Source organism: Cupriavidus sp. Met-2, assembly GCF_049843575.1.
GTDB classification, from domain to species: Bacteria; Pseudomonadota; Gammaproteobacteria; order Burkholderiales; family Burkholderiaceae; genus Cupriavidus; species Cupriavidus metallidurans.
This window is the reverse complement of record NZ_JBBHZL010000007.1, coordinates 182,366-207,837: the sequence shown is the minus strand read 5'-3', so window position 1 is coordinate 207,837 and position 25,472 is coordinate 182,366. Positions and strand designations below refer to the sequence as shown.

The following is a 25,472-nucleotide window of genomic DNA, read 5'->3' as shown; positions in this document are numbered from 1 at the left end:
CTCGGGGTAGCCCCTCTTGCCAGAATTTGTCAGTGACGATAGTCTTCTGTTTGCATACAAAAAATGAACGCAAAACGGAGACAAAGATGGAGCTTGCGGCCCAAATCCCCAACCTGCTCAACGGACTGGAATGGTCGGGCTGCGCCCTCGCGATGAGCGGCTCCTTCCTTGTTGCACTCCACAACCGCGCGTCGCGCTGGGGCTGGATTGCCTACATCTGCTCGAACCTGGTGTGGAGTGCCTTCGCGCTGGCCACCGGCACCTATGGCCTGTTCGTGCAGCAGCTCGGTTTCACGGCAACCAGCCTCTACGGGCTCTATCGTCATACGCGTTATTACCGCGAACTGGCTGCCCACACGCCCACGGCTGCCGCAGCGGCCTAGTTCTCCAGCGCCACGTGCGCCGCGAATCCGGTCTGTCCGGGTGAGATGTCCGACCGCAGGATCAGTGACGGAATCTCGTACTGGCCGCCGTTCTGTGGCCGGAAGGCGATGGGTTCCGTCGTGAATAGCGTGTCCAGCCGCTGACCAAGTTCTTCGGTCACCGCGGCATAGCGATCGCCGTCGATCCGGCCCGACCGAAACACCAGGAAGGGCGGCAGCACGTCGAATCCCGGGTAGTACAGGATGCCGTGATGGATCGGGAACAGGATGTCCTCGATCGGTCCGTTGATCCCGCGCGCATCGTAGTGGGATTCCCACCCCCCAGTCGTCACCATCAGCATGGCGCGCTTGCCTGCAAGCGTGCCCTCGCCATATCGATTGCCCCAGCGCGAATCGGAATGCTCGCCCACACCGTAGGCGAAGCCAAAGGCATAGACGCGCTCGATCCAGCCCTTGAGGATGGCGGGCATTGAGAACCACCAGAGCGGAAACTGCAGGATTACCGCGTCGGCCCACTTCAGCTTTTCCTGCTCGCGTGCGATGTCAGGACTTTGCAGTCCGTTCTCGAATGCGTGCTTCGAAGCGAGCGACGGATGAAACGGCGTGCCATTCGCAGGTGCCAGCGAGTCGCCGGCATCGAGCGGCGCCTTCCATTGCATGGCATAAAGGTCCGAGACCCGCACCTGGTGGCCTGCTGCCTCCAGCCGTTGCACGGCGAAGTCCTTGAGCGAGCCATTCAGCGATTTCGGTTCGGGGTGAGCATAGACAAGCAGTACGTTCATGTCGGTGTCCTGATGACTGAGGATGGGGCAGGACCAAGATTAGGTTCGCCTGAGCTATATTGGAAATGAATTCCTAATATCCCAGGTATTGCCATGATTAATTTGAGGCGTCTCGATCTGAACCTGCTCGTCACACTCGACACGCTGCTGGCCGAGCATAACGTCACGCGCGCGGCCGAGCGGCTGCACTACTCCCAGCCCTCGGTGAGCGTGCATCTGGCCAGGCTGCGAGAGATCTTTGACGATCCGCTTTTGCTGCCCGGGCCACGTGGCATGCGCCCCACCGCCCGCGCCGAATCACTGCGCGAACCGCTGCGCGAGGCGCTGGCCGCGCTGGAGGCGGCCATCTCGCCAGAGCATCCGTTCGACCCCGCCGAGGCCACGCAGACATGGCGCGTTGCCGCCACCGACTACAGCGAAACAACCGTATTGCTGCCGGCGCTGGCCGGCTTGCGCCAGGCTGCGCCCGGCACCCGCATGGCGGTCATTGAACTGGCGCCGCCACGGATTGCGCGTCAGGCGGAGCAAGGTGACGTCGATCTGGTGTTCCATATCACCACCGATGCCCCGGAAAGCCTGCATCTCCGTCCGCTGTTCACCGAGCGCTTCGTGCTGGCCGGCCGCCGTGGACACTCGCGCCTGAAGCGCAAGCCGACCATCGCCCAGTTCTGCGCACTGGAGCATGTGATCGTGTCGCCCGAGGGCGGGGGATTCGTCGGTGCCACCGATGAGGCGTTGGCCGAGGTGGGGCTGTCGCGACGGGTCGTGCTGTCCGTGCCGCACTTCCTCTACCTTGAATCGGTGCTGGCCAGCACCGATCTGGTAGCGATGCTGCCGGCCCGGCTGGTGCGGGACAACGACCGGCTGCAGATCGTCGATGCGCCAGTGGAGGTGCCAGGATTCGAGATGTCGATGTTGTGGCACGAGCGGGTCCATCGCGACCCCGCGCATCAGTGGCTGCGGGAGTCGATCGCGGCGGCGGTGCGATAGGTGGGGCCCGGATGGCTCCGGGCCCGTGATGGCGGTGTGATGGTGGTGTGATGGCGGCCGCCGGATGACAGTCAGATGTCGTCGGGATGACGTTGGGATGTCGATGGGGAAGTCTGCAAGCGTTAGTTGCAGGCCGTTCCGGGAACTGGCTTGCCCGTGGCAGTCAGGCCCTGACAGGCGTCGCCGACCATCAGCGCGGCATCGCCCGATTGAGGTGTGGTCAACCGCAACTTACCTGCCACGGTGCAACAGTTGCGCGGCGCGCTCGCGGTGGTAGACGCGGGAGCCAGCCTCATGGCCGACTGCGCGGGTGGTGCCGGCTGTACAGGTTGTGCCGGTTGCCCAGATTGTCCCGATTGTCCCTTGGAAGTGGCGGCGTCGGAGTCGTCGCTTTCGGGCGTCATGCACTGGCCCTGCTGACAGATTCGGTCGCCCTTGCACTGCATGTCGTATTGGCAGCCCGCCGCGGCTGCAGGCGAATTCCAGGTAATGGTGACGGCGGCGATGAACAGGATGCTACGCAGGGACATATCCCCTCCCACACACGAGTCGCGGCACCCGGGCCGTGGTTCACGGGTACGGGACGCGGGCGTCGCATAACTTCAGCATAGGGCGGCGCATCGTGCGCCGATAGCCCTGCGCGCAGTACTGATGCGATGGAATCGTGGGATCGACCACCATGGCGCGATCGTGCGCGGATTGCGCGCGGATTGTGCGTCGATCGGCCTTTTCATCCACACCGGGCCGTGTCCGGCAGGCTGCGCCGTTTTGCTTCACAATAGCGCCTTCGCGCCGCGCGGAGCACGCTGGAGCCCCCGAGACAGGACGCAAGATCCTGTCCGCCAGTGAGCGGCGACAAGCTATGACAAGTGCTTCGCAATCTCTCTGCTCATGACCGCCCCACACGGAAACTTCGACAGCGTTCCCGATCTCACCCGTTCGTCCCCGAATTCATCTACCGAAGGCGATGCCGCCACGGCCCGTGATCGCGCGGCTGACCGCCGTGCCTTGCTGGCGCTAGGCGTTGGCAGCTTTGGCATTGGCACCGGCGAGTTCGTCATCATGGGCTTGCTGCCCGACGCCGCGCGCGATCTGGCAATCACCATTCCCGAGGCCGGCCACCTGATCAGCGCGTACGCGCTGGGTGTGGTCATCGGCGCGCCCTTGCTGGCCGTGCTGGGCGCGCGCTGGCCACGCCGTAACCTGCTGATTGCGCTGATGAGCGTCTTCGCCCTGGGCAACTTCGCCAGCGCGCTGGCGCCGGGGTATCTGCCGATGCTCGCCGTGCGCCTGCTCACAGGATTTCCGCATGGCACCTACTTCGGCGTGGCCGCATTGGTGGCGGCGAGTCTGGTGGCGCGCGAGCGCCGTGCGCAGGCCGTCGGCCTGGTCATGCTCGGGCTGACCGTGGCGACCCTTGTGGGAGTGCCGATCGCTGCCGGCATTGGCACGTGGCTGGGTTGGCGCGCCGCGTTCGTGATCGTGGGCGCCATCGGCGCGCTCACGGCTTTGCTGGTGTGGCGCTGGGTGCCGTTTGTGCCCGCCGATCGCCATGCAAGCCCATTGCGCGAACTGTCCGCGCTGGCGCGCAAGCAGGTCTGGTTCACCCTCGGCATTGGTGCCATCGGCTTTGGTGGCATGTTCGCGGTGTTCAGCTATGTCAAGCCGACGATGCTCGAGGTGGCGCATATGCCCGCCAGCGGTATTCCCATCGTGCTGGCGTTGTTCGGCGTCGGCATGGTGGCCGGCAATCTGGCCGGCGCGAAGCTGGCGGACAAGGCATTGATGCCAACCATCGGTGGTGTGCTGCTCTGGTCCGCGCTGGTGCTGGGCGCCTTCGTGTACACCGCGCCACACCCGTGGCTTGCTTCGCTCAATGTGATGCTGGTAGGCACCGCCGTGGCGCTGGGCCCGCCGTTGCAGATACGCCTGATGGACGTGGCCGGAGACGCCCAGACGCTGGCCGCCGCGCTCAATCACTCGGCGTTCAATATGGCGAACGCGCTCGGCGCATGGCTTGGTGGCGTGACGATCGCCGCCGGTCTCGGCTGGACCTCAACCGGCTGGGTCGGGATGCTGCTGGCGTTGGCCGGTATGGTCGTGTTTGGGTGGTCACTGATGAGTGCCTCTCGCCGTGACATCACCGTGACAGCCTGAGCAAGACCCCAAGGCGCGGGACCGGAGGCAGGATCCCGCGCCGGGCTCAGGACGGCCAGAAGAATCAGAAGATCGAGTCGTCGTTCCGGTAGTCGTCGTCGACGAAGTCGTCCAGACCATTGTCGAGGTTGCCACTGTCGAGGTTACCGTTGTCGGCCAGCAGCGCATTGCTGCCACCACTGCCGCCGTTGCTACCGCTGCCATCCTCGTAGTAGTTGTTGATCACGGTCTCGGTGGGCGCCGAACCCATTGCAGGTTGCCCGAAGAAGCCGCCGCTGTTGCGGTGGAACAGATTTTCGATGCCCTGGAATAGCATCGCGCCGCCCGCGACACCCGCTGCCGTGGTGGCGATGCTGCCAAGCGTGCCGCCCAGGCCTCCGCTCAGGAAGCCGGGCCGGGCCGCTTGCGGTGGCTGCGGGGCGGGTTGCGGCGTGGATGGATACTGCGGGGCGGCCTGATAGGGCGGTGGCGCGGACGGAGCGGCGCCGGGCATCGCGCGGCCGGGATGGTTGCCCCAGGCGTTGGCGTCATCGATAAAGCTGCGCGAGCCCTGGCCCTGCTGCATTTGTTGAAGCTGCTGCTGGAGCGATGCAATCTGGGCCTGGGCATTCACCAGTGCGCGATCAAGCAACATGGCGCGCTGCACGAGCAGATAGGCGGCGTCGGGCTGCCGGCCGGCCGCATCGGCGATCATCGCCGCGGCCTGCGGGTCCTTGCCATCGGCGCGAGCCTGCACGAGTTGGCTCAGGAAGGTTTCCAGTGCTTGCATGTCTTGAGGGGTCATACGTCACCTTTCCAGGAGGCGGTTGCGGTACGGCTCCACTGTAGGGACCAAGACTTAAACGAAACTTAAAGGCGCGTTGCACTGCACGATGGCACTACACTTGGCTTCCCTCAAGGCTTTCCGGGAGGCGACATGCCTGAGCCGCGCACCCTTTATCCCGCTATCGAACCCTACGAGACCGGCACGCTCGACGTCGGTGATGGCCACGTGCTGTATTACGAGCGCGTCGGCACGCGCGGTGCCAAACCGGCGGTGTTCCTGCACGGCGGGCCGGGTGGCGGCATCTCGCCAGATCATCGACGTCTGTTCGACCCCGCCCGCTACGACGTGCTGCTGTTCGACCAGCGCGGCTGCGGCCAGTCGACGCCTCATGCCGAACTGGAGGCCAATACCACCTGGCATCTGGTCGACGACATCGAGAAGCTGCGCGAGCGGATCGGCGTCGAGCGCTGGCTTGTGTTCGGGGGATCATGGGGATCGACGCTGGCGCTTGCCTACGCGCAGACACATCCTCGGCGCGTGAGCGAACTGGTGCTGCGTGGCGTCTATACGGTGTCGCGGGCCGAAGTCGACTGGTATTACCAGTTCGGCGTATCGGAGATGTTCCCCGACAAATGGGCGCGTTTTCAGGCGCCGGTGCCGGAGGCCGAGCGCGGCAACATGATGGCCGCCTATCGGAAGCTCCTGACCGGCGACGACAAGGCAAAACAGGTCGAGGCCGCTCAGGCCTGGAGCGTCTGGGAAGGTGAGACGATCACGCTGCTACCGGACGCCGGTATCAGCACCAAACATGCCGACGGACATTTCGCGCTGGCATTCGCGCGCATCGAAAACCACTACTTCACACACGGTGCCTGGCTTGACGACGGGCAACTGCTGCGCGACGCCCATCGTCTGGCCGGCATCCCTGGCGTGATCGTGCATGGTCGCTACGACATGCCTTGTCCGGTGCGTTACGCCTATGCCCTGCATCAGGCCTGGCCGGACGCGGACTTTCATCTGATCGAAGGCGCGGGCCATGCCTGGAGCGAACCCGGCATTCTCGACCAATTGATCGCCGCAACGGACCACTTCGCCGGTAAGGAATAAGTCACACCGCCCGGGCGTGGCGATCGAACGATCGTGCGCCTATACTGGATTCTGCTGCGTTGCACAAAAATCACCTGTCGCGGGTGTCATTGCCGCGAATCGCACCAGAATCTGGAGAGCGCCATGGTTCCTTGCGAACTCTGCAAGAGCCTGCTGGGTCGTCCCGGTTATGTTCCGCCACACCCCCGCCTGATCCGCACCGGCGATGCCATATCCGGCACCGGTGCGCAGGCCTTTCTCTACACATGCCAACGGTGCACCCAGGTGATCGCGCTCGCCACCCATGACGATGGCGCCGATTATTGGACTGGGCACGAAGGAGCAATGGGGTGACGTGGTGATGGGGTGACGGGGAGTCAACTCGTCCCAATCTACGTCCCTGATCTACACCCCTATTTACGTCCCCAATGCCTCCATATTTTCCAGCCGCAGCGTTTGTGGCGCCGACAGTGGAATCTCCTCGGCGCGTAGCCGCTTGAGGATCTCGAACAGCAGGTCGCTCTTGGTGCCACCAGCGATGCGGGGGCTGTTCACATAGCCGGTGACGCTCAGCGTGATGCCGTTCGGCGCCAACTGGCTGAACGTCACCGATGGCGCGGGGATGTCGAGGATCGCTTCGTTCTGGCGGTAGACGTCGAGCAGCAGGTCGCGCACGGCTTCGGGGTCGGTGTTCAGCGGGAACGTCAACTGCAGCGTGGCCACACCTTGCGTGTTGTTGTGCATCGTCACGTTACGCAGGTTCTGCGAGATCAATTGCGAGTTCGGCACGATCACGGTCGAGCGGTCGGCCAGCTGGATTTCCGTCGCGCGTACGTTGATGCGACGGATATCGCCTTCGACGCCGGCCAGGCTGACCATGTCGCCTACCTTGACCGGGCGCTCGGTCAGCAGGATCAGGCCGGAGACGAAGTTCTTGACGATCTCCTGCAAGCCGAAGCCGATACCGACCGACAGCGCGCTGACGATCCACGCCAGGTTTTCCCATTTGACGCCCAGCAACGAGAGCGTCAGCAGCACCAGCAGCACATAGCCGATATTGCTGAACAGCGTGATCAGCGACGCACGCAGCCCGGACTCCGAGCAAAGCTTCGGCAGCAGTTCCGCATCGAGCCATCGGCGTACCGAGCGTAGCAGCCAGATGCCGACCACAAGCGCGATCACCGCGTTCATGATGCGGTCCGGCATGATGTTCAGCGCGCGTAGCTTCTCGCCGCCGAGCATGGCCAGCAGGCTGTTGAAGAGATCGGCGGGTGTCGTGCCGAAGCCGCCGGTGAGGAGCGCCAGCACGGCCAGCAGAAGCAGCACGCTGGAGCCGAGACCGGAAAAGACCGTGGAGGCCTGTTCGAGCTGGGTATCGCCTGCGCCGAACAGTTGCTTGATGACGCGTCCGCCGCCGTACTGCGTGGAGAACGTGGCCTCGCAGATGTCGCGCGTCAGTTGCGTGAGCAGGTAGAGGCTGCACAGCACGATATCGAACCAGACCAGTTCGTAGGTCAGGAAGCGCGCGATGCTGATGTAGCCGATCAGCAGCGCGCCGAACGAGATCGCCACGGTCAGCGTGACGCCGACGTGGATCAATCCGACGAGCGTGGCGCGGGCTTCGGGCTGTTCTCCGGCTGCGAGCAGCTCGGCGCGCACGCGACTGGCACGCAGCAGTGCGGCGCCAATCGTCAACACCACCACCAAGGACACAACGCCTCTGCCGAGCAGCGTGACCGGCAGGCTCGTATCGGCCATGCGGTTGAACTGCTCAAGCGTGCCGGCCAGCAGGAGCAAGCCTGCCAGCACCGTCGGGAACGGCTTCATGGCGAGCGCCAGCCGGTCGGCCAGCGCAGGCAGCCGCCATGAAGGATGCCGCGTGCAGAGCAGGGCGCGGCCCAGGCCCGCGATCAGTGCGCTGGTCATTGCCAGCTTGGCGATCTCGTTCAGCAGGTCCTGAATCTCGGGCGGGACGTCTTCGCCGCCGGTGAACGCCGCGAATGCAATGCGCACGCCGGTGGCCGTGGCGATCACCGTGGCCAGTGTTGTGGCGAACGCCAGCGCGCTACGGCGGATGCGAGCTTCGGGCAACTGCGTCAGGCAGAGCCACGCCGCGCCGCGTTCGAGCAGACGGCGCCCCAGTGTCCACGCGGCCAGTGCGATCACGAGCAGGATGACCGTGGTCGCCCGTTGCCCAGACGCCCAGGCGTGCTCGAACATTGGGACGATCTCGTCGGTGAAGGCGCCGGGCTGCTCCGGATCCTCGGGGGCGCGCCCGAAGAGCGGCTTCCAGAACTGGGGATTCAGGATGCTCTCGGACCGCAACGCAAGCTGATCCTTCATTTGCGTGCGTTGCAGTTTGGCCAACTGTTCCTGCAGGTGCGCGATGTTGTCCTTGCTGCTGGCCGCCTGCTTCAGTTCGTCGTCGAGCTGCGTCTTGCGCGCGGTGAGTTCGGCGCGCTGCGCGACCACGGCCGGGGCTTCCTTTGCCTTGCCGGTTTCGGGCGGCGGGCCCAGCACATCAAGCTGGGATTGCAGCTGCGCGCGTTGCGGCGTCAGTGATGCAGCGAGCTTGTCGACATCGGTGGCCAGTTGCTTGAGGTCGTCGTCGAGTCCATTGATTTTGGTGCGCCCCAAGGCGCTGGAGGCCTGCTGCTTGATCTGGTCCTGCGCGGTCTGCAGGCGCTTGAGTTCGGCAACGGCCTCCGCGTGCGTCAGCACGGGAATCTGCTGGGCCTCGGCGTCCGAGGCGCTTTCCGCGGCAAGCGCGGGGGCGGCGACATGAAACAGTGCGGCCAATACAAGGCTCAAGGCGAGCCTGGAAATCTTGCTCATGGCGAATTGCACTTCGTGGAAATTTTCCGGGTTCGCCAGTCCCGGCAGGCAGTGCCGGGCGCGACGCGCCAGGATGAACAACGAAAGCGCAGCCGCGCATGGTGCGCTGGGCCGCCACTTTCAACGAGTGCGGGCTGACATGCGGATGGGATGCCGCCCGGCGGAGGAGACTGAGTCTGGGCGCGTCAGTTACGTACTACGCGCCCGTCGTGGAAGACCGCATTATACGTACGCGTATGCATCACACGGGGTGTACAGTACCGCTTGTTTCACAGCCAAACGTCTTGTTACATCTCGCTGTCGGTATCGTACGGACCCCGACAATCCCTTCAGGAAAAAGGCCCCCATGACGCTCGCAATCGATCGCTTCGACCATATCGTGCTCAATGTGAAGGACATGGAAACCAGCGCCGCGTGGTACGAGCAGGTGCTCGGCATGAAGCGTGAGGACTTCGAGTCACGTTCCGGCAAACGGGTATCGGTGAAGTTCGGCCAGCAGAAGATCAACCTGCGCCCGGTGGGCGAAGACACCGTTGCATGGTTCACGGGTGTGCATCCGACCTCCGGCAGCGACGATCTCTGCTTCATCACGCACATGCCGCCGAAGGAGGTGGTTGCGCATTTCCTGGCCCACAAGGTGGCCGTGGAAGTCGGGCCGGTGCAGCGCACCGGGGCGCTGGGGGCGATCACGTCGGTCTATTGCCGTGATCCCGATGGAAACCTGATCGAGGTGGCGAGCTATCCCGCAGCATGAAATACGCATTACCCCTCGTTCTTGCCCTGCTTGTCCATCCAGTCGCCAATGCAGCCAATGCCACCGTCGGTAATGTCCAGACCGGCAAGGAGACCTTCACTCGGCTCTGCGCCTCATGCCACCGCGTCGGCCCGTCGGCGCGTGGCGCATTCGGACCCCAGCTCAATGGCGTGTTCGGTCGCAAGGCCGGCAGTACGGCGGATTATCGTTATTCCGATGCGATGAAGACGTCGAACGTGGTCTGGTCGGATGCCACGCTGGGTGCCTTTGTACAGTCGCCAGGCAAGGTGGTGCCGGGCACGAAGATGCGTTTCTGGGGCATGAGCGATCCGCAGCAGATCGCCGATCTTCTTGCTTACCTACGCACCTTCCAATAGCGGCAAAGGCGGCGGCAAAGGCGGCGGCAATGGCGGGAGCGCAGGGAAAGCAGGAAGAGCAGGAAGAGCAGGGCGGCGCGTCAGCGCGGCTGGAACACGATGATGGCCATGCCACCCAGCGCCACCGCCACGCCCGCGATATCCCACGGACTCGGGCGCACGCCATCCACCGCCCAGAGCCATGCGATGGCCATCGCGATATAGACGCCGCCGTAGGCTGCATACACACGGCCGGAGGCGTCCGGATGCAGTGTCAGCAGCCACGCGAACACGGCCAGCGATGCCGCGCCGGGCAGGAGTACCCACGGGCTCGCACCCTGGCGCAGCCAGAGGTAGGGCAGATAGCAGCCGAGAATCTCGGCCAGCGCGGTAAGCAGATAGAGTCCGACGGTTTTCATCCCGGTTTTCAGCCTTTTCCTTTTTCCTGCTGTCGATTCAGATGGCCTGGCGCAGTGCCGCTGCCAGCCCCGTCACCAGTTCGTTTTCCTGCGACTCGCGCCGCCACATCAAGCCCACGGGTGGCAGGTCCCACGAGAGCGAGAACGGCAGCATCGCGGCATCGCCCAGTTCGACCAGTTCTGCCCCAACTGACCTCGGCACGATCGTGATCACGTGCGGCTGGCTGCGTAGCAGTGTGGCCATGGGCTTGACCGAATAAGTCTCGACGATCGGCAGCGGCGGCGCCACGCCGGCCAGCGCGAACATCGTATTGATCGTGCGGCGCACCGGCGTATGGTGCGGCGGCAGAATCCAGTCGAGCTCGGCCAGCCGCTTCCAGTCCAGTCCGCCGCGCGACAGCCGCGCGGCAGCGCGTGACGGTACCACGAGCACCGGCTCCTCGCGATAGAGCGGTTGCTGGACGATGTCTTCCCCCGCCAGGTAGAACGAGCGCGCGATCGCGCAGTCGAGTTCATGCTGGCGCAGCGCGACGACCAGTTCGTCGGTGGTGCCCTCCCTGACCAGCACCGAGATGCGCGGCGTGCGGTTCAGCCCGTAGGCGAGCGCGGCATCGAGCACGGCGCGCGCCGTATAGGGGATGGCGCCGATGCGCAGCCGGCCGCGCAGACCGGCTTCGATCACGGCCAGCTCGCGCCCCAGCGCGTCAGCGTCGGCCAGCGCCATGCGCGCATGGCCCAGCACTGCCGTGCCGGTTGCGGTTGGCTCCAGGCCGTTGCGGGTGCGGGTGAACAGCGGCGTGGTGAAAATGTCCTCGATTTCCCGCAGCGCCTTGGTCACGGCCGGCTGTGACAGGTTCATTTCGGCCGCCACGCGCGAGATCGAGCGCTGCTGCTCGAGCGCAAGCAGCAGCGGCAGGTGACGCAGGCGCAGCCGGGAGACGATGTTGTGCAGCAGCTTGTCGGTGGCGATCGGCATGGCGGCAATGGGAAGGAGTTGTATAACCAAATGGTAATGCATCGATAAGTATTTGGCTCTTGGTGGTTATTTCACTTGCCTATACTCGAATACATTCCGATCCAGCCATTGCGCGCACACTTCATGTTCACGACACGCCCCGAGATCGTCGGCACGTTCGGCGTTGCCGCTTCCACCCACTGGCTTGCGACGCAGACCGCCATGGGCGTGCTCGAACGCGGCGGCAATGCGTTCGATGCCGCCGTGGCAGCCGGCTTCGTGCTGCAGGTGGTGGAGCCACATCTGAACGGGCCTGGCGGTGAGGTGCCGATCCTGTTCTGGAGCGAGCGTGAGCGTGCCGCGCGCTCGGTCTGCGGCCAGGGCCCCGCCCCGGCGCTGGCTGATCCGGAAGCGCTGCGGAAGATGGGCATGGAGATGATGCCCGGCATCGGGCTGATGCCGGCGACGGTGCCGGGGGCGTTCGGCGCATGGATGACGATGCTGCGTGATCACGGCACCTGGTCGCTCGCCGACGTGCTTGAGCCGGCCATCGGCTACGCGCGCGATGGCTTTCCGCTCGTGCCTCGCATCTCGCAGGCAATCCTTGCCGTGCAGGCGCTGTTCCGCGACGAATGGCACAGCTCGGCCGATACCTGGCTGCCGGACGGCAAGGTGCCGCGCCCCGGCAGTTTGCACACGCTGCCGGTGCTGGCCGATACCTATACGCGCATCGTGACGACTGCGATCGCGCAGAGCGACACCCGCGAGGGCCAGATCGACGCGGCCATGCGCTGCTGGTATCAGGGCTTCGTGGCCGAGGAGATCGACGCGTACTGCCGCAACACGCCGGTACGCGACACCACTGGCGAAAAGCACGTCGGCCTGCTGCGCTTCGAGGACATGGAGCACTGGCAAGCCACGGTCGAGGCGCCTGTCTCGCTGGACTTTGGCCGTTACAGCGTGGCCAAGTGCGATATCTGGAGCCAGGGCCCGGTGTTCCTGCAGCAACTCGGGATGCTGCGCCATGCGGGGCTGGAGGCGCACGCGCCAACATCGCCCGAGTTCGTCCACACGATCGCCGAGGCTGCCAAGCTGGCGATGGCCGACCGCGCCGCCTGGTATGGCGATCCGCGCTTCGTCGATAGCCCGCTGGCCGCGCTGCTCAATCCGCACTATCTGGCCAGCCGCGCGGCGCTGATCGGTGATCGGGCGGCGCTGACGATGTTCCCCGGCGCGCTGGGTGGCCGCGCGCCGCGTATGCCTGACCCCGCCGTGGCCGAGCGCACGCTGACTGCCGCCGATACGCGCTTCGGCGTGGGCGAGCCGACCTTCGCCGCGCTGCCGCCGGTAACCGAATGGGCCGAACGCGAGCTGTTCGTCGGCGACACCTGCCATATCGACGTGATCGACCGCCACGGCAACATGGTGGCGGCCACGCCCTCGGGCGGCTGGCTGTCGTCGAGCCCGACGATTCCGTCGCTCGGCTTCGCGCTCAACACGCGCCTGCAGATGACGTGGCTCGAACCGGGCCTGCCCAACACGCTGGCGCCGGGCAAGCGGCCCTGCACCACGCTGTCGCCGTCACTGGCGATGCGCGACGGCGAGCCCTACATGGTGTTCGGCACGCCCGGCGGCGACCAGCAGGACCAGTGGTCGTTGGCATTCTTCATGCGCCACGCGGTGCATGGCATGAACCTGCAGGAATCCATCGACGCGCCCGCCTGGCATATCGACCACTTCCCGCAGTCGTTCTGGCCGCGCCAGACCACACTGAACCGCATCACCGTCGAATCGCGCTTTCCCGCTGCCACGATCGAAGCGCTGCGTGCCCGTGGGCACGAGGTTCGCGTCGGTGATGACTGGTCGGAGGGCCGCATGTCGGCATGCACACGCGAGCGCGATGCCAGAGGGCGGCTCGTGCTGCGCGCCGGCGCCAACGCGCGCGGCATGCAGGGCTATGCCGTCGGCCGCTGATACACACACGACATTACCGAAGACCGAGACAGAAACAGAAACCGAAGGGGGTTGGAGATGAAGTCCGAGATGAAGTCCGTATTGAGAAGCCTGCTGTGCGGTGCCGCCGCATTGACGATGTCGTTTGCGAACCTGGCCAGCGCGGCCGATGCCTGGCCGACCAAGCCGATCACGCTCATCGTGCCGTGGGCGGCGGGTGGTTCGACGGATATCCTGGCGCGCACGCTGTCCGAGCAGTTGACCAAGTCGCTCGGCCAGCCGGTCATCGTCGACAACCGGCCGGGTGCTTCCGGCAACATCGGTTCGGCAATGGTGGCACGCGCGAAGCCGGACGGCTACACGCTGCTGATCGGCTCGATGAGCACGCACGCGATGAACCCGGCGTTGATGCCGAACATGCCGTTCAAGGGTGTGGATGATTTCACGCCGCTGGGATTGCTGGCCTATGTGACCAACACGATGGTCGTGAACGCGTCCGTGCCGGTGCACAACGTCAAGGAACTGATCGCGTACGCGAAGGCCAATCCGGGCAAGGTCGCCTACGCCAGCGCGGGCCCCGGCTCCACCAATCATCTGAGCGCGGTGTTGTTCGAGAAGATGGCCGGCGTGCAGTTGCTGCATGTGCCGTACAAGGGTGGCGCGCCGGCCGTGGTCGATACGGTGGCGGGCCAGACGCAATTGCTGTTCTCGGCGGGTACCCAGACGCTGACGCACGTGAAGTCCGGCAAGCTGCGCCTGCTGGCCGTGACCGAAGCCAAGCGCTCCCCGCTGCTGCCCAATGTGCCAACGGTGGGCGAGACCCTGCCCGGCTACGAGCTTTCGGTCTGGTACGGCGCCTTTGGCCCGAAGAACATGCCTGCGGAACTGGTGACGCGCTTGAACAACGAGATCAACCGCGCGATGGCGCTGCCCGACGTCAAGGCCAAGATGGAGTCGATCGGCGTCGAGACGGCGACGTCCACCCCGCAGGAATTCGGCAAGATCCTGCGCCGCGATGCGGACCGCTACGGCAAGCTGATCCGCGAACTCGGCATCCAGGGCGAATGATGGTGGACGCGGCGAACATGACATTGCCGATGCATTGGCAGGCACAACTGAATGCACTGCTGGACCGCCTGCGCGATGCGGCCACGCCGCAGGGCGCGATGGATGCCGTTGGGCAGGCCACGCTGGCGATGGTCGGCCCCGGCCTGCTGACGATCAACGCATGGCACGTGAGGACGGGCGAGATCGAACGGCTATGGTCGTCGGACTCGGCGGCCTATCCGGTGGGCGGCAAGAAGATCAAGGGCGATACGGCCTGGACGCGCCAGTTGCTGGTGCGCGGGGAGGTCTTCGTCGGTGAGGGTGACGAGGCGCTGGCAGCGGTGTTCGACGACATCGCCGTGATTCGTGGCCTTGGCCTGAACGGTGTGGTCAACGTGCCGCTGAGCCGGCGCGGCGCGGTGATCGGTACGTTCAACTATCTGGCGGATGTGCAGGCGTGGACGGCCGATGAGATTACTGCGCTGCGGCTGCTGGGGCAGCTTGTGGCGCCGGCTGTCGTTGAAGTGATTGCCGGTTGAAGGGCCGACCCCGCTTCTATTCCGTCGTGCTCGCGCTCCAGAACGCCTGACTGACCACGCTGGTGCCGCCGAGTCGGGCGACGCTCGCGTCGAGCGCGTCGCCGTCCGCCGAGGTGGCCACCAGTGCTGCCTCGATTTCCACATCCTGATCACCGAACGCGCGGACCTCCAAGTCGCGCGATTGTGGCACAGGCACTGCGCTCCCTGACACCCGTCGGGGTTTCATGTTCCTGTCATGAAGCTGGATCTCCGGGCCAGACGCCAGTCCGCAGCGCCTGCGGCGATTCGCCGCCGGGCATGAAATCCCAGCGCAGCGGCAGCGCCCGATCGCGGCGCACGATCTGCTGGGGGAAAAAGCGCCACAGCCGCTCCGCACCCTCGACAGTGCCGATCTCGGGCGAATCGGTGATGACCTCGGCGCGGCCCGTCATCTGCAGCAGGTCGCCGGTCGGATAGCTGACGAACACCAGTCCCGCCACCGGATTCACCAGCATGTTGCCAAGCGTATTGAAGAACGTATTGCCGGGGAAGTCCGGAATCGTCAGGCTGCCATCGGCATCCACGCGCACGAAGCCGGGTCGGCCGCCACGATGGGATACATCCACCTGGCGTCCCCCCGGCAGATCCACATAAGTCGCGACGAAGAACGAATCGGCATGGCGGATCAACGTCCGCGCCCGAGCATCGAGTGCGGTCAGGATCTGGGGCGCGACGGTGCCTGGCGTCGCGGGGTCACGCGTGACCACGAACTCGCGCTTCTGAATGTACTGCGGGCAGTTGCCGAAGCTTTGTCCCACCGTCACGCCAAAGCCGCGCGCGTCATCGCGGTGCACAGTGCCGTTCAGCCGGTTGCGGCGGCGGGTCATTGGGTCAAGGCCGAGCAGTGCGATGGCGTTGCCGTCTTCCATACCACTGTCGGCGGGATCATCGGCATCGCGCGGGCTCGCGACTTCCAGCAGGTACGGATTGGGCGATTGGAGGAAGTCGGGCTGTCCCGCGCGCAGGGTGGCCCAGACGTGGCCGTCCGGGGCCACGGCGCCGATGACGACGGAAGGCAGCATCGCGAAGAATTCGCGATGCTGGTCGGACATGTAATCACGCACCACGCGCGGACCCACTTCGGCCAGACGCTCTTCCACGCCGGCCCGGGATTGCAGGATGCGCTCGCCGGTATGCCAGGGCGTGCCGGGCAGCAGCGCCGCATGGGGGGCAGGTTGACGGTTCATGGTGCGCTCCAGGTGGTGACTTGTCGGGCAGGCGATTTCAGGCAGGCGGATTCAGGCTGGCGATTTCAGGCTTCGAGCCCCACCGGGCTTTTCACAATCGGCACGAAGCCCGGCAGGGCCTCCACGCGAGCCAGCCATTGGCGCACTTTGCCGTAGTCCCGCAGATCGACAAAGCCCTCCGGCGCCCGCGCGGTGTAGCTGTAGAGCGCCACGTCTGCAATCGTTGGATGATCGGCGGCGATCCATGGACGATCGGCCAGCGCATCGTCCATGCGCTTGAGCACGACGTGGGCCCGCGCGACAGCATCATCCAGATCGTACGGCGCGTTGAACAGCGTGGCGATGCGCGCGCGGGCAGGTCCGAAGGCAATGTCGCCCGCGGCGACCGACAGCCAGCGTTGCACAGCCGCTGCCGTCGCCGGTGCTTCGGGCAGCCAGTCGGTGCGGCCAAGCTTCTTGCTCAGGTAGACCAGGATCGCGTTCGAATCGGGCACGACCGTTTCGCCATCGACCAGCACCGGGATCTGGCCAAACGGATTCAGCCGCAGGAACTCGGGCGATTTGTGCGCGCCGGTCATCAGGTCCACTTCGATCAGTTCCGCCGGCTGGCCGAGCAGGGACAGGAGCAGCTGTGCGCGGTGGGCGTGGCCGGAAAGCGGGTGCACATAGAGTTTCATGGTCGGGACGTCCTTGGATGCGATGGTTCGGCGCCACGGCAAATGCCGGGTTCGCATCAAATATAGGGACGTCCCGTGCCACGAAAAACGGCCGGGGGAAGAAGTGACTCTTGCGGATTCGAGAAGAATCCGCGGAGAACCCGACGATGGGGCGTCCTACGGATTCAGCGACGCCGTGCCGCGCAGCGTATCAACGGCCAGATCGATGAAGGCGCGCACCTTGTGCATGGCATGGCGGCCTTCGCGATGGATCACGTGGATCGGCAGCGGCGGTTGCTCGAATGTATCGAGCACGATGCGCAGCTTGCCGTCGCGGACTTCGTCGGCGATCTGGTAAGAGAGTACCGCCGCCAGCCCGAAGCCCGCAACCGCCGCGCCAATGGCCGAGTCGTTGGTCGAGGTGGCCAGGCGCGGCGTCAGGCGCGTGGGCGCGGTCTCTCCATCGCGCATGAAGCGCCATTCGGGCAGGGTGGAGATACCCGTGGTCTGGATGACGGTGTGGTGGGCAAGATCGTCGGGCGTGGCTGGCGTGCCGAACCGGGCCAGATAGTCAGGCGCGGCGCAGACCACGCGGCGGACCCGACCGACCGGGATGGCCTGTAACGACGAACTGGGCAGTGGGCCGATGCGGACCCCGACGTCGATGCCTTCCTCGACAAAATTGACGTTGCGGTCGATCAACAGGCATTCGGCATCGACTTCCGGATAGCGTCGCAGATACTCGACCACGATCGGCGTGACGAACCGACGGCCGAACAGGACCGAAGCCGTGATCGACAGCTTGCCGCGCGGCGCGGCATGGGCGCCCGTGGTGGCAAGCTCGGCTTCCTCGATCTCGGCCAGGATGCGGCGGCAGTTTTCGTAGTAGGTGGCGCCGGTTGCCGTCGGGCGCACCAGCCGCGTGGTGCGCGTGAGCAGGCGCACGCCCAGGTGTGTCTCCAGCTCGGTGATGACCCGGCTGACCACCGAGAGCGACACGTCGAGCTTCCGGGCCGCGGGCGTAAAACCCCCCGTATCCACCACGGTTACGAACGTCTTCATGGCCTGCAGGCGATCCACCGTCGTTCTCCGTCAGGCGGCGGGGCCGTTGCTGCCGATATCGCCGTTCTCGTCGATACCGTGGGCGTTCAGGTCCCAACAGGCGATGAACAGCGCGGCGATCAGCGGCCCAATGACGAAGCCGTTGAGCCCGAACAGCGCCATGCCGCCGAGCGTGGAGATCAGCACCACGTAGTCCGGCATCTGGGTGTCCTTGCCAACCAGGATCGGGCGCAGCACGTTGTCGACCATGCCGATCACCAGCACGCCGAACCCAATCAGCACCAGGCCCGTGACCGTCGATCCGGTCAGCAGAAAGTAGACCGCGACGGGCGCCCAGATCAGACCTGCGCCCACGGCGGGCAGCAGTGACAGGAACGCCATGATCACGCCCCAGAGCAGCGCGCCCTGGATACCAAGGACCGCGAAGATGCCGCCGCCGAGTGTCCCCTGCACAAGTGCCACAGCCACGTTGCCCTTCACGGTGGCGCGTACCACGGTGGTGAACTTCTGGATCAGGTGCTGCTTGTACAAATCGCTGAGCGGCACGGCCGTGCGGATCTTGCGGGACAGCCGCGGGCCGTCGCGCAGCAGGAAGAACAGCAGGTACAGCATGATGCCGAAGCTGATCACGAACTGGGCCGTATTCTGGCCGATGCTCAGTGCCCGCGTGGCCACGAACTGGCTGGCCTGCAACGCGCTGGCGCTCAGCTTTTCCTGCAAGTCCGCGATGCTGGTCAGATCCACCTTCGCCAGCAGCGTGCGCACGTAGGGCGGCAGGGCGTCCACGGCGCGCTGAAAGTACACGCCGAAATTCAGTTGGCCCGAGCGGATGCTGTCGTAGAGACTGACGCCTTGGTTGATCAGCGAGGCGGTGATGATCGTCAGCGGCAGGATGACCAGCACTAGCACGAGCAGCAGCGTGAGCAGCGCGGCCACATTGTTGCGCCCACGCAGCCCGGCCGTCAGGCGCCGTTGCAGCGGGGCGAAGATGATGGCGAGGACGGCGCCCCAGAAAACAGCGCCATAGAAGGGCAGCAGAATCCAGAAGAACGCGATGGAGACCGCCGCGAGCAACAACAGGAACGTCTTGTGATACAGACCGGGTGATTCGGCCATGGTGGAATCCTTAAGCGCAAGCCAGCAGCCATTCTACGATGCCGTGAGGTCGCCACCCGTGACATGTGCCCAGGTGTGGCCGCACGGCCGTGAATGGCGCTATTTGCGCTGTCCGGGTTCCGCTACCGACCGGGCGGCCGCCAGATTGGCGGCGATCCGGCCGGCGGTCTGCGAATCCGGGGGCAGCAGCCGGTACAGGTGCTCCCAGTAGGCGATCGCGCCGGCCTTGTCGCCGCGTTCGGCCGCGGCGCTGGCGGCCAGCGCCAGCCCCTTCGGGTCGTCGGGGTCGAGCCGCAGCGCGGCGTCGATCTGTGCCATCGCCGGGCCTTCCAGCGATCCGCCGTTGACGCTCGCCAGCACGTCCGCGTAGTCGGAACGCAGCGACGCCACCTCCGGCTCCAGCGCCACGGCGCGGGCGAATGCTTCCGCCGCGTCGTCGTTGCGTTCGAGCACGGTGTACGAACGCCCCAGCATGACCCAGCCCTCGGCGTCGTTCGGATTCTTGCGCAGGCGCGCGGCGAGCTGGTCGACCATGTCCTCGACGCGGGCCGCCGCCAAGGTGACCTCGCCATCGGGGCCGTGAGGTCCATCGTGCGCCACCGCCGATCCGAGCAGCGATACTGGCGAGCCCAGGTGCAGATACAGCGCGACGGCCACCGGTGGCAACACGGTAAACAGCATCGCATTGGTCAGCAGCGACTGGCGGCGCGCGGGCGATTGCATGTCCCGCTCCGTCTCCTCCACGGCATTGCCTGCGGCCATCTGGCGGCGCCTGCCGCGCCAGAGCCAGGCCAGCACCGCCACGAGCAGGAGGAACGGGCCGAGCCACAGCAGCCACGTCTGCGGCTTGAACGGCGGCTTGTAGAGCACGAAGTCGCCGTAGCGCTGCACCAGATAGGTCTTGATCGCGTCGTCGCTGGCCCCTTGCGCCATCTGGGCCCGGATCTGGCGGCGCAGGTCGACGGCCAGGTCGGCGTTCGAATCGGCCAGTGTCTGGTTCTGGCAGACCAGGCACCGAAGCTGCGAGGAGAGCGCCAGCACGCGCGCGTCGAGTTCCGCATCCGTCAGCGCGAATGCCGCCCCGGTATGGAGCGCGATCAGCAGCGTCAGCGTGGAGAGCCAGGTTCTAGGCACGACTGCCCCCGTTTTCGAGCGATTTCAGGAGTGGCAGCAGCTTCTGTTCGAGGACCTGCTGCGTGACCGGGCCGACCTGGCGATAGCGCACCACGCCCGCTGCGTCGATGATGAAGGTCTCTGGCACGCCGTACACGCCAAGGTCGATGCCGACGCGGCCATCCGCATCGACGGCCGAGGCCTTGTAGGGGTCGCCCATCCGTTGCAGCCACTCCAGTGCTGCGCCGCGCGTGTCCTTGTAGTTCAGGCCATAGAGCGGCACCTGCGTTTGCCCGGCCATGCCGAGCAGGACCGGATGCTCGGCGCGGCACGCGGTGCACCAGGACGCCCAGACATTCAACACCCAGACCTTGCCGCGCAGGCTGGCCGGGTCGAATTTTTGCGCATTGGCGTTTGCAGAGGTCTCGAGTACCGGCAGCACGAATGCGGGCGCAGGCTTGCCCACCAGCGAAGAAGGCAGCTCGCGCGGATCGTGGCGCAACCCCGCCGCCAGGGCGATCACGATCGCCAGGAATACGCCCAATGGAAGCAGGAAGCGCATCATGCTTCGGACTCCTTGCCAGCAGGCAGCGTCAGCGGTGGCGTGGCGGGCCGGGCCCCCGCATCGTCATTGGCCGTGACCGCAGACGTGACCGCTGCCGCCGGATGGCGCGCGCGATATCGGCGGTCGCTGGCGGCAAGGAGTCCGCCCAGCGCCATCAACGCGCAGCCGCCCCAGACCCACGAGACGAAGGGCTTCACGTAGACCCGCAGCGCCCAGCGGGCATCGGCGGACGTGGCATCCGACGAATCGCCGAGCGCCACATAGAGATCGCGTGCGAGCCCGGTGTCGATGGCGGCCTCGGTGGTCGGCATGTCCTGGCTGCGGTAGACGCGCCGCTCGGTGGCGAGCGTGGTGACCGGACGGCCTTGCCGCGTCACCGTGACCGTGCCCCGCAGCGCGTCGTAGTTCGGTCCCCTGACCGGCGCCACGCCGTCGAAGCGGAAATCGTAGCCGCCCACCGCGACCGAATCGCCCACGCGCATCGACAACTCGCGCACGCTCTCCTGGCTCTTGACCAGCGTGACGCCGGTGATGAACACGCCCACGCCGATGTGGGCCAGCAACATGCCGTAGTAGCCGGCCGGCAACTGGCGCAGGCCGGAGCGCCAGTCCCGCGCGTGCCGCATCTGCGTGGCCAGGCTGGCCAGCCCGCTCATTGCGCACCACGCGGCCAGCGTGAGGCCGAGCCCGGTCATGGCGGAGCTGTTGCGCAGCACGGCCAGCAGCCCAAGCGCGATGACCACACTTGCCACGGCCGCCCAGCGCAGTCGCCTGGCCATGTCGGGCAGGTCGCTGCGTCCCCAGCGTGCCAGCGGGGCGGCACCCATCAGCAGCACGGCGGGGGCCATCAGCGGCACGAACACCTCTTCGAAGTACTCGGGGCCGACCGATACCTTGCCGAGATCCAGCACGTCCAGCAGCAGCGGATACAGCGTGCCGAGCAGCACCGCCGAGGCGGCCACGGCCAGCAGCACGTTATTGGCCAGCAGGAAAGATTCGCGCGAGGTCAGGTTGAAATCGGTGCGCTGGGTCAGCCGGGGCGCGCGCCACGCGAATAGCGCGAGCGCCAGCCCCGTGACCAGTCCCAGCAACGTCAGGATGAAGATGCCGCGCCGAGGATCCACCGCGAACGCGTGGACCGAGGTGAGCACGCCAGAGCGGACCAGGAACGTGCCGAGCAGGCTCAGCGAGAACGTGAAGATCGCCAGTAGAGCGGTCCAGGCGCGGAACGCGCCGCGCTTCTCGGTGACCGCCAGCGAGTGGATCAGCGCGGTGCCGGCCAGCCAGGGCATGAACGACGCGTTCTCCACCGGGTCCCAGAACCACCAGCCGCCCCAGCCCAGTTCGTAGTAGGCCCACATGCTGCCCATCGCAATACCGATGGTCAGGAACATCCAGGCCAGGATCGTCCACGGGCGCGACCAGCGTGCCCAGGCCGCGTCGAGTCGTCCTTCGAGCAAGGCCGCCACCGCGAATGAGAACGCCACCGCGAAGCCGACGTAGCCCATGTACAGGAATGGCGGATGGAACACCATGCCGGGGTCCTGCAGCAGTGGATTGAGGTCGCGCCCCTCCATCGCGCGGGGCAACAGACGCAGGAACGGATTCGAGGCGAACAGCACGAACAGCAGCAGTCCGGTGCTGATGCCCCCCATCACGCCAAGCACGCGGGCGACGAACGCCAGTGGCAGGCGGCGGCTGAAGCCAGCCACGGCCATTGCCCACAGCGCCAGCATCAGCGACCACAGCAGCATCGATCCCTCATGGCCGCCCCATACCGCCGCCATGCGGTAGATCAGTGGCAGCGCGCTGTTAGAGTTCGCCGCCACATAGAGCACGCTGAAGTCGTTGTCGACGAAGGCGTATGTCAGCGAGAGGTAGGCCGCGATCAGCAGCGTGCCATGCAGGAAGGCGGCGGGCCGTGCAAGGCACATCCAGGCAACATTGCCGCGCGCCGCGCCCACCATCGGCAGCGTTGCCAGCACCAGCGCCACGAGCATGGCCAGGATCAATGCGAAGTGGCCCAGTTCCGGATTCATCGCGTTTTTTCCGTGGGGTTGTCCGATGCGGCGCGTTTGAGCGCGTCGGCGGCTTCGGGCGGCATGTAGTTCTCGTCATGCTTGGCCAGGATTTCGCTGGCGACGAACGTGCCGTCGCGATCGAGTGCCCCGCGTGCCACCACGCCCTTGCCCTCGCGGAACAGGTCCGGCAGCAGGCCACGGTAGACCACGGGTATGTCGTGCCGTGTATCGGTCACGACGAAGCGGATCGTCAGGTTTTCTGGATCGCGCTTCAGCGAGCCGGGGGCGACCAGGCCGCCGAGACGAAAATTGCGTGACGCCGGCGCTTCGTGCGCGGCCACCTGGGTCGGGCTGAAGAAGAAGACGAGATTGGAGCGAAACGCATTCAGTACGAATGCCAGTGCCGTGCCGCCGCAAAGCAGCGCGGCCAGCAGCAGACCGAGGCGACGTTGCCTGCGCGTCATCGGCGCGACCGTGCCCGCAGGCTGTTGCGGCGCCGCGCGCGGAGCAGGATCAGTTCCGCGGCGATTAGCACAAAGGTCATGCCGAAGGCGCTTGCGATATAGCCGGCGTGTCCGGCCAGCATGTCGAGATTCAGCGTGCTCATGGCATGGTCTCCAGGGTGCCGGTGTCGATCTCGCCGCGCTCGCGCAGGATGCAGCGCAGGCGCACCAGCGCCACGCCGATCGCGTATAGCCAGCAGGCCACCGTCATCGTCAACATGCCGGCCAGCATCGTGGCCGCCATGGTTGGCGCGGCGGTCAGGCTGACCGATGCGCCCTGGTGCAGCGTGTTCCACCACTGCACGGAAAAGTAGATCACTGGCACATTCGCCACGCCGACCAACGCCAGCACGGCGCAGGCGCGCTCGGCGCGACGGGGCTCGTCGATGGCCGCCTCCAGCGCCATGTAGCCGAGGTAGAGGAACAGCAGGATCAGCTCCGACGTCAGCCGTGCGTCCCAGACCCAGTACGTGCCCCACGTGGGTTTGCCCCAGAGTGCCCCGGTCCACAGCGCGATGACCGTGAACATCGCGCCCGTGGGCGCCAGCGCCGACGCCATCATCGAGGACAGCCGCGTGCGCAGCACCAGCGCCAGCGCACACCAGCCCGCCATGACCACGTAGATGAACATCGACATCCACGCTGCCGGCACGTGGATGAAGATGATCCGGTAGACCTCGCCCTGCTGGGCATCGGTGGGCGCCACCACGAATCCGAGGTACAGGCCGAGGGCCAGGAACAGCGCCGCAACGGCGAAACACCAGGGCGCAAGCCGTCCCGCGAGCGGGTAGAAGCGCACTGGCGCGGCAAAGGCCAGCCAGCGCGCCCGCGCGGTGCGTGGCGAACGGGCGTTGGCGTCGAGGGAAATGTCGCGCTGCATCGTGTTACTCCATGGCGATGCGCAAGCCTGCCGCCGTGGCCAGCGGACACAGGAACAGCGATAGCGCCAGGCAGGCCCCGAGTAGCGAAAATTGCGGGATCACGTCGAGTCCGGCATCGGCCGCCGCGCCCGCGCTGGCGCCGAACACCAGCACAGGAATTGACAGCGGCAGCACCAGGATGCACAACAGCACGGCGCCACCGCGTACGCCCAGCGTCAATGCCGCGCCAACGGCGCCGATCAGGCTAAGTGCAGGGGTTCCCACCAGCAGCGAGGCCGACAGCAGCAGCGCGGAGCCGGCCGGCAGGCTGTATTGCTGGGCCAGCAGCGGCGTCAGCACGAGCAGCGGCAGGCCGCTGGTCAGCCAGTGCGCGCCGATCTTGGCCAGCACGAGCAAGGCCAGCGGGTGGGGTGACAGCAGGAACTGGTCGAGACTGCCATCCTCGTGTTCCTGTGTGAACAGCCGCGACAGCGACAGCATCGACGCGAGCAGTGCCGACACCCACAGGATGCCCGGCGCCAGCGCGCGCAATTGCTGCGGGTCCGGGCCGATGGCCAGCGGAAAGAGGCTCGTGGCGATGACGAAGAAGACCAGGCTGGAAAGCAGCCCGGTGCGCCGCCGCCATGCGATCGACAGGTCGTGCGCGATGATCGTGCCGATGGCCTGGATCATGGCGAACCCGCGTCTGTGGCGAGATCGAGCACCGCACCCTCGGCGGGCAGCCGCTGATGCGTGGCGACCACGGCGATGCCGCCCCGCTGCAGGTGCTCGGCGAGCAGCGTGTGGAAGCAGTCGGTCGATGCGTCGTCGAGCGAAGTCAGCGGTTCATCGAGCAGCCATAGCGCGCGTGGCGTCAGCGCCAGCCGGGACAGCGCCACGCGGCGGCGCTGTCCTTGCGAGAGCGTGCGCGCCGGGGCATCGGCGACACGATCGAGACCGAACCGGGCAAGAGCATGGTGCATGGCATCCGCATCGGGCTGCTGGCCAGCCATGCGAGCGGCGAACTGAAGATTCTCGAAAGCGGACAGGTCGGGGTAGATGCCGTTGACGTGGCCGAGGTAGGCAACCTGCGCGAGATAGTCGGGGTCTCCGGCCCGCACCGCGCGGCCTCGCCAGTACAGGTCGCCCTCGGCGGGTGGCATCAGGCTGGACAACACGCGTAGCAGGCTGGTCTTGCCAGCACCGTTCGGGCCCATCACCTGCAACAGGTCGCCGGGTGCCAGGGAAATGCCGAGGCCACGGAAGATAGCGCAATGGCCGCGCCGGACGCCAAGCTCGCGGGCCTCCAGTACCGCGTCGGCCATAGG

Annotated in this window: 28 protein-coding genes; 9 read left to right on the top strand and 19 right to left on the bottom strand. The window is 66.0% G+C overall.

Annotated features, from left to right (window positions below; translation table 11 throughout):
- The first annotated feature begins 86 nt into the window (after positions 1 to 86).
- Positions 87 to 383, top strand: coding sequence for a nicotinamide mononucleotide transporter (locus tag WD006_RS17070; RefSeq protein ID WP_008648027.1), 297 nt, complete (start codon positions 87 to 89; stop codon positions 381 to 383).
- Here the strand turns inward: WD006_RS17070 and WD006_RS17065 are convergent.
- Positions 380 to 1,165 (bottom strand): NAD(P)H-dependent oxidoreductase, encoded by a 786-nt coding sequence (locus WD006_RS17065; RefSeq protein ID WP_011518528.1) that lies wholly within the window; start codon positions 1,163 to 1,165, stop codon positions 380 to 382. The genes WD006_RS17070 and WD006_RS17065 overlap by 4 nt on opposite strands.
- A 93-nt stretch (positions 1,166 to 1,258) precedes the next feature.
- Between WD006_RS17065 and WD006_RS17060 the strand changes: the two genes are divergently transcribed.
- Positions 1,259 to 2,155, top strand: coding sequence for a LysR family transcriptional regulator (locus tag WD006_RS17060; RefSeq protein ID WP_029309329.1), 897 nt, complete (start codon positions 1,259 to 1,261; stop codon positions 2,153 to 2,155).
- 122 nt (positions 2,156 to 2,277) lie between these two features.
- Here the strand turns inward: WD006_RS17060 and WD006_RS17055 are convergent, their stop codons facing one another.
- On the bottom strand, positions 2,278 to 2,685 hold the full coding sequence (locus WD006_RS17055; protein WP_029309330.1) for a hypothetical protein: 408 nt from the start codon (positions 2,683 to 2,685) through the stop codon (positions 2,278 to 2,280).
- A 361-nt stretch (positions 2,686 to 3,046) separates the two neighbouring features.
- On the opposite strand from WD006_RS17055, the gene WD006_RS17050 reads away from it, so the two are divergent.
- Positions 3,047 to 4,312, top strand: a complete 1,266-nt coding sequence (locus WD006_RS17050; protein ID WP_029309331.1) for an MFS transporter — start codon at positions 3,047 to 3,049, stop codon at positions 4,310 to 4,312.
- A gap of 64 nt (positions 4,313 to 4,376) precedes the next feature.
- On the opposite strand, the gene WD006_RS17045 is transcribed toward WD006_RS17050, so the two are convergent.
- Entirely contained in the window at positions 4,377 to 5,096 is a 720-nt protein-coding gene (locus tag WD006_RS17045) for a DUF2076 domain-containing protein (RefSeq protein WP_029309332.1), read from the bottom strand.
- Between the two features lie 132 nt (positions 5,097 to 5,228).
- Here WD006_RS17045 and pip point away from each other — a divergent pair, with 132 nt between their 5' ends.
- A complete protein-coding gene (gene pip, locus WD006_RS17040) occupies positions 5,229 to 6,185 on the top strand; it encodes a prolyl aminopeptidase (RefSeq protein ID WP_029309333.1) in 957 nt (318 codons plus the stop codon).
- Positions 6,186 to 6,581: 396 nt separating this feature from the next.
- On the opposite strand, the gene WD006_RS17035 is transcribed toward pip, so the two are convergent.
- Positions 6,582 to 8,999, bottom strand: a complete 2,418-nt coding sequence (locus tag WD006_RS17035; protein ID WP_029309334.1) for a DUF3772 domain-containing protein — start codon at positions 8,997 to 8,999, stop codon at positions 6,582 to 6,584.
- Between the two features lie 346 nt (positions 9,000 to 9,345).
- On the opposite strand from WD006_RS17035, the gene WD006_RS17030 reads away from it, so the two are divergent.
- Together WD006_RS17030 and WD006_RS17025 are read left to right on the top strand one after the other, a co-directional pair.
- Positions 9,346 to 9,753, top strand: a complete 408-nt coding sequence (locus tag WD006_RS17030) for a VOC family protein (RefSeq protein WP_029309335.1) — start codon at positions 9,346 to 9,348, stop codon at positions 9,751 to 9,753.
- On the top strand, positions 9,750 to 10,130 hold the full coding sequence (locus WD006_RS17025; protein ID WP_029309336.1) for a c-type cytochrome: 381 nt from the start codon (positions 9,750 to 9,752) through the stop codon (positions 10,128 to 10,130). The genes WD006_RS17030 and WD006_RS17025 overlap by 4 nt, the downstream gene beginning before the upstream one ends.
- Before the next feature lie 80 nt (positions 10,131 to 10,210).
- Here the strand turns inward: WD006_RS17025 and WD006_RS17020 are convergent, their stop codons facing one another.
- Together WD006_RS17020 and WD006_RS17015 are read right to left on the bottom strand one after the other, a co-directional pair.
- The gene (locus WD006_RS17020) at positions 10,211 to 10,528 is read right to left on the bottom strand and encodes a YnfA family protein (protein WP_011518539.1); all 318 of its coding nucleotides are present in this window, start codon (positions 10,526 to 10,528) and stop codon (positions 10,211 to 10,213) included.
- A 37-nt stretch (positions 10,529 to 10,565) separates the two neighbouring features.
- Positions 10,566 to 11,504, bottom strand: a complete 939-nt coding sequence (locus WD006_RS17015; protein WP_024570653.1) for a LysR family transcriptional regulator — start codon at positions 11,502 to 11,504, stop codon at positions 10,566 to 10,568.
- Between the two features lie 123 nt (positions 11,505 to 11,627).
- Between WD006_RS17015 and WD006_RS17010 the strand changes: the two genes are divergently transcribed.
- From WD006_RS17010 to WD006_RS17000, 3 genes are read left to right on the top strand one after another with little or no spacing between them, the layout of a single operon-like run.
- Positions 11,628 to 13,457: a gamma-glutamyltransferase family protein gene (locus tag WD006_RS17010; RefSeq protein WP_029309337.1), complete on the top strand. Its 1,830-nt coding sequence runs from the start codon at positions 11,628 to 11,630 to the stop codon at positions 13,455 to 13,457.
- 57 nt (positions 13,458 to 13,514) lie between these two features.
- Entirely contained in the window at positions 13,515 to 14,504 is a 990-nt protein-coding gene (locus WD006_RS17005) for a Bug family tripartite tricarboxylate transporter substrate binding protein (protein ID WP_008644606.1), read from the top strand.
- Positions 14,505 to 14,521: 17 nt separating this feature from the next.
- Complete coding sequence (locus WD006_RS17000) at positions 14,522 to 15,022, top strand: hypothetical protein (protein ID WP_029309338.1); 501 nt, start codon at positions 14,522 to 14,524, stop codon at positions 15,020 to 15,022.
- Positions 15,023 to 15,038: 16 nt separating this feature from the next.
- Here the strand turns inward: WD006_RS17000 and WD006_RS16995 are convergent, their stop codons facing one another.
- The 13 genes from WD006_RS16995 to ccmA all read right to left on the bottom strand — a co-directional run bounded on the left by WD006_RS16995 (position 15,039) and on the right by ccmA (position 25,469).
- On the bottom strand, positions 15,039 to 15,248 hold the full coding sequence (locus WD006_RS16995; protein ID WP_011518544.1) for a hypothetical protein: 210 nt from the start codon (positions 15,246 to 15,248) through the stop codon (positions 15,039 to 15,041).
- A 7-nt stretch (positions 15,249 to 15,255) separates the two neighbouring features.
- A complete protein-coding gene (locus WD006_RS16990) occupies positions 15,256 to 16,248 on the bottom strand; it encodes a pyridoxamine 5'-phosphate oxidase family protein (RefSeq protein WP_029309339.1) in 993 nt (330 codons plus the stop codon).
- Positions 16,249 to 16,313: 65 nt separating this feature from the next.
- Complete coding sequence (locus tag WD006_RS16985; protein ID WP_029309340.1) at positions 16,314 to 16,925, bottom strand: glutathione S-transferase family protein; 612 nt, start codon at positions 16,923 to 16,925, stop codon at positions 16,314 to 16,316.
- Positions 16,926 to 17,081: 156 nt separating this feature from the next.
- The gene (locus WD006_RS16980; RefSeq protein WP_024570657.1) at positions 17,082 to 17,984 is read right to left on the bottom strand and encodes a LysR family transcriptional regulator; all 903 of its coding nucleotides are present in this window, start codon (positions 17,982 to 17,984) and stop codon (positions 17,082 to 17,084) included.
- Between the two features lie 12 nt (positions 17,985 to 17,996).
- Complete coding sequence (locus WD006_RS16975) at positions 17,997 to 19,082, bottom strand: AI-2E family transporter (RefSeq protein ID WP_011518548.1); 1,086 nt, start codon at positions 19,080 to 19,082, stop codon at positions 17,997 to 17,999.
- Between the two features lie 99 nt (positions 19,083 to 19,181).
- Complete coding sequence (locus tag WD006_RS16970; RefSeq protein ID WP_029309341.1) at positions 19,182 to 20,216, bottom strand: cytochrome c-type biogenesis protein CcmH; 1,035 nt, start codon at positions 20,214 to 20,216, stop codon at positions 19,182 to 19,184.
- Positions 20,209 to 20,760 carry a DsbE family thiol:disulfide interchange protein gene (locus WD006_RS16965; RefSeq protein WP_017514931.1) on the bottom strand — a complete coding sequence of 184 codons (552 nt, stop codon included), beginning with the start codon at positions 20,758 to 20,760 and terminating at the stop codon, positions 20,209 to 20,211. Before WD006_RS16965 ends, WD006_RS16970 begins: the two co-directional genes overlap by 8 nt.
- Positions 20,757 to 22,799 carry a heme lyase CcmF/NrfE family subunit gene (locus WD006_RS16960; RefSeq protein WP_011518551.1) on the bottom strand — a complete coding sequence of 681 codons (2,043 nt, stop codon included), beginning with the start codon at positions 22,797 to 22,799 and terminating at the stop codon, positions 20,757 to 20,759. Before WD006_RS16960 ends, WD006_RS16965 begins: the two co-directional genes overlap by 4 nt.
- Positions 22,796 to 23,245, bottom strand: coding sequence for a cytochrome c maturation protein CcmE (gene ccmE, locus WD006_RS16955; RefSeq protein WP_011518552.1), 450 nt, complete (start codon positions 23,243 to 23,245; stop codon positions 22,796 to 22,798). The genes WD006_RS16960 and ccmE overlap by 4 nt, the downstream gene beginning before the upstream one ends.
- The gene (ccmD, locus tag WD006_RS16950; protein WP_008644368.1) at positions 23,242 to 23,388 is read right to left on the bottom strand and encodes a heme exporter protein CcmD; all 147 of its coding nucleotides are present in this window, start codon (positions 23,386 to 23,388) and stop codon (positions 23,242 to 23,244) included. Before ccmD ends, ccmE begins: the two co-directional genes overlap by 4 nt.
- The gene (gene ccmC, locus WD006_RS16945) at positions 23,385 to 24,164 is read right to left on the bottom strand and encodes a heme ABC transporter permease CcmC (RefSeq protein ID WP_029309342.1); all 780 of its coding nucleotides are present in this window, start codon (positions 24,162 to 24,164) and stop codon (positions 23,385 to 23,387) included. The genes ccmD and ccmC overlap by 4 nt, the downstream gene beginning before the upstream one ends.
- Before the next feature lie 4 nt (positions 24,165 to 24,168).
- Positions 24,169 to 24,837 carry a heme exporter protein CcmB gene (ccmB, locus tag WD006_RS16940; protein ID WP_029309343.1) on the bottom strand — a complete coding sequence of 223 codons (669 nt, stop codon included), beginning with the start codon at positions 24,835 to 24,837 and terminating at the stop codon, positions 24,169 to 24,171.
- Positions 24,834 to 25,469 carry a cytochrome c biogenesis heme-transporting ATPase CcmA gene (gene ccmA / locus WD006_RS16935; RefSeq protein ID WP_011518556.1) on the bottom strand — a complete coding sequence of 212 codons (636 nt, stop codon included), beginning with the start codon at positions 25,467 to 25,469 and terminating at the stop codon, positions 24,834 to 24,836. The genes ccmB and ccmA overlap by 4 nt, the downstream gene beginning before the upstream one ends.
- Positions 25,470 to 25,472 lie beyond the last annotated feature (3 nt).

What these genes read in the sequence shown, in the direction of transcription:
- WD006_RS17070 (WP_008648027.1), top strand. Translation starts at nt 87, where the DNA reads ATGGAGCTTGCGGCCCAAATCCCCAACCTGCTCAACGGACTGGAATGG.
- WD006_RS17065 (WP_011518528.1), bottom strand. Translation starts at nt 1,165, where the DNA reads ATGAACGTACTGCTTGTCTATGCTCACCCCGAACCGAAATCGCTGAAT.
- WD006_RS17060 (WP_029309329.1), top strand. Translation starts at nt 1,259, where the DNA reads ATGATTAATTTGAGGCGTCTCGATCTGAACCTGCTCGTCACACTCGAC.
- WD006_RS17055 (WP_029309330.1), bottom strand. Translation starts at nt 2,685, where the DNA reads ATGTCCCTGCGTAGCATCCTGTTCATCGCCGCCGTCACCATTACCTGG.
- WD006_RS17050 (WP_029309331.1), top strand. Translation starts at nt 3,047, where the DNA reads ATGACCGCCCCACACGGAAACTTCGACAGCGTTCCCGATCTCACCCGT.
- WD006_RS17045 (WP_029309332.1), bottom strand. Translation starts at nt 5,096, where the DNA reads ATGACCCCTCAAGACATGCAAGCACTGGAAACCTTCCTGAGCCAACTC.
- pip (WP_029309333.1), top strand. Translation starts at nt 5,229, where the DNA reads ATGCCTGAGCCGCGCACCCTTTATCCCGCTATCGAACCCTACGAGACC.
- WD006_RS17035 (WP_029309334.1), bottom strand. Translation starts at nt 8,999, where the DNA reads ATGAGCAAGATTTCCAGGCTCGCCTTGAGCCTTGTATTGGCCGCACTG.
- WD006_RS17030 (WP_029309335.1), top strand. Translation starts at nt 9,346, where the DNA reads ATGACGCTCGCAATCGATCGCTTCGACCATATCGTGCTCAATGTGAAG.
- WD006_RS17025 (WP_029309336.1), top strand. Translation starts at nt 9,750, where the DNA reads ATGAAATACGCATTACCCCTCGTTCTTGCCCTGCTTGTCCATCCAGTC.
- WD006_RS17020 (WP_011518539.1), bottom strand. Translation starts at nt 10,528, where the DNA reads ATGAAAACCGTCGGACTCTATCTGCTTACCGCGCTGGCCGAGATTCTC.
- WD006_RS17015 (WP_024570653.1), bottom strand. Translation starts at nt 11,504, where the DNA reads ATGCCGATCGCCACCGACAAGCTGCTGCACAACATCGTCTCCCGGCTG.
- WD006_RS17010 (WP_029309337.1), top strand. Translation starts at nt 11,628, where the DNA reads ATGTTCACGACACGCCCCGAGATCGTCGGCACGTTCGGCGTTGCCGCT.
- WD006_RS17005 (WP_008644606.1), top strand. Translation starts at nt 13,515, where the DNA reads ATGAAGTCCGAGATGAAGTCCGTATTGAGAAGCCTGCTGTGCGGTGCC.
- WD006_RS17000 (WP_029309338.1), top strand. Translation starts at nt 14,522, where the DNA reads ATGACATTGCCGATGCATTGGCAGGCACAACTGAATGCACTGCTGGAC.
- WD006_RS16995 (WP_011518544.1), bottom strand. Translation starts at nt 15,248, where the DNA reads ATGAAACCCCGACGGGTGTCAGGGAGCGCAGTGCCTGTGCCACAATCG.
- WD006_RS16990 (WP_029309339.1), bottom strand. Translation starts at nt 16,248, where the DNA reads ATGAACCGTCAACCTGCCCCCCATGCGGCGCTGCTGCCCGGCACGCCC.
- WD006_RS16985 (WP_029309340.1), bottom strand. Translation starts at nt 16,925, where the DNA reads ATGAAACTCTATGTGCACCCGCTTTCCGGCCACGCCCACCGCGCACAG.
- WD006_RS16975 (WP_011518548.1), bottom strand. Translation starts at nt 19,082, where the DNA reads ATGGCCGAATCACCCGGTCTGTATCACAAGACGTTCCTGTTGTTGCTC.
- WD006_RS16965 (WP_017514931.1), bottom strand. Translation starts at nt 20,760, where the DNA reads ATGATGCGCTTCCTGCTTCCATTGGGCGTATTCCTGGCGATCGTGATC.
- WD006_RS16960 (WP_011518551.1), bottom strand. Translation starts at nt 22,799, where the DNA reads ATGAATCCGGAACTGGGCCACTTCGCATTGATCCTGGCCATGCTCGTG.
- ccmE (WP_011518552.1), bottom strand. Translation starts at nt 23,245, where the DNA reads ATGACGCGCAGGCAACGTCGCCTCGGTCTGCTGCTGGCCGCGCTGCTT.
- ccmD (WP_008644368.1), bottom strand. Translation starts at nt 23,388, where the DNA reads ATGAGCACGCTGAATCTCGACATGCTGGCCGGACACGCCGGCTATATC.
- ccmC (WP_029309342.1), bottom strand. Translation starts at nt 24,164, where the DNA reads ATGCAGCGCGACATTTCCCTCGACGCCAACGCCCGTTCGCCACGCACC.
- ccmB (WP_029309343.1), bottom strand. Translation starts at nt 24,837, where the DNA reads ATGATCCAGGCCATCGGCACGATCATCGCGCACGACCTGTCGATCGCA.
- ccmA (WP_011518556.1), bottom strand. Translation starts at nt 25,469, where the DNA reads ATGGCCGACGCGGTACTGGAGGCCCGCGAGCTTGGCGTCCGGCGCGGC.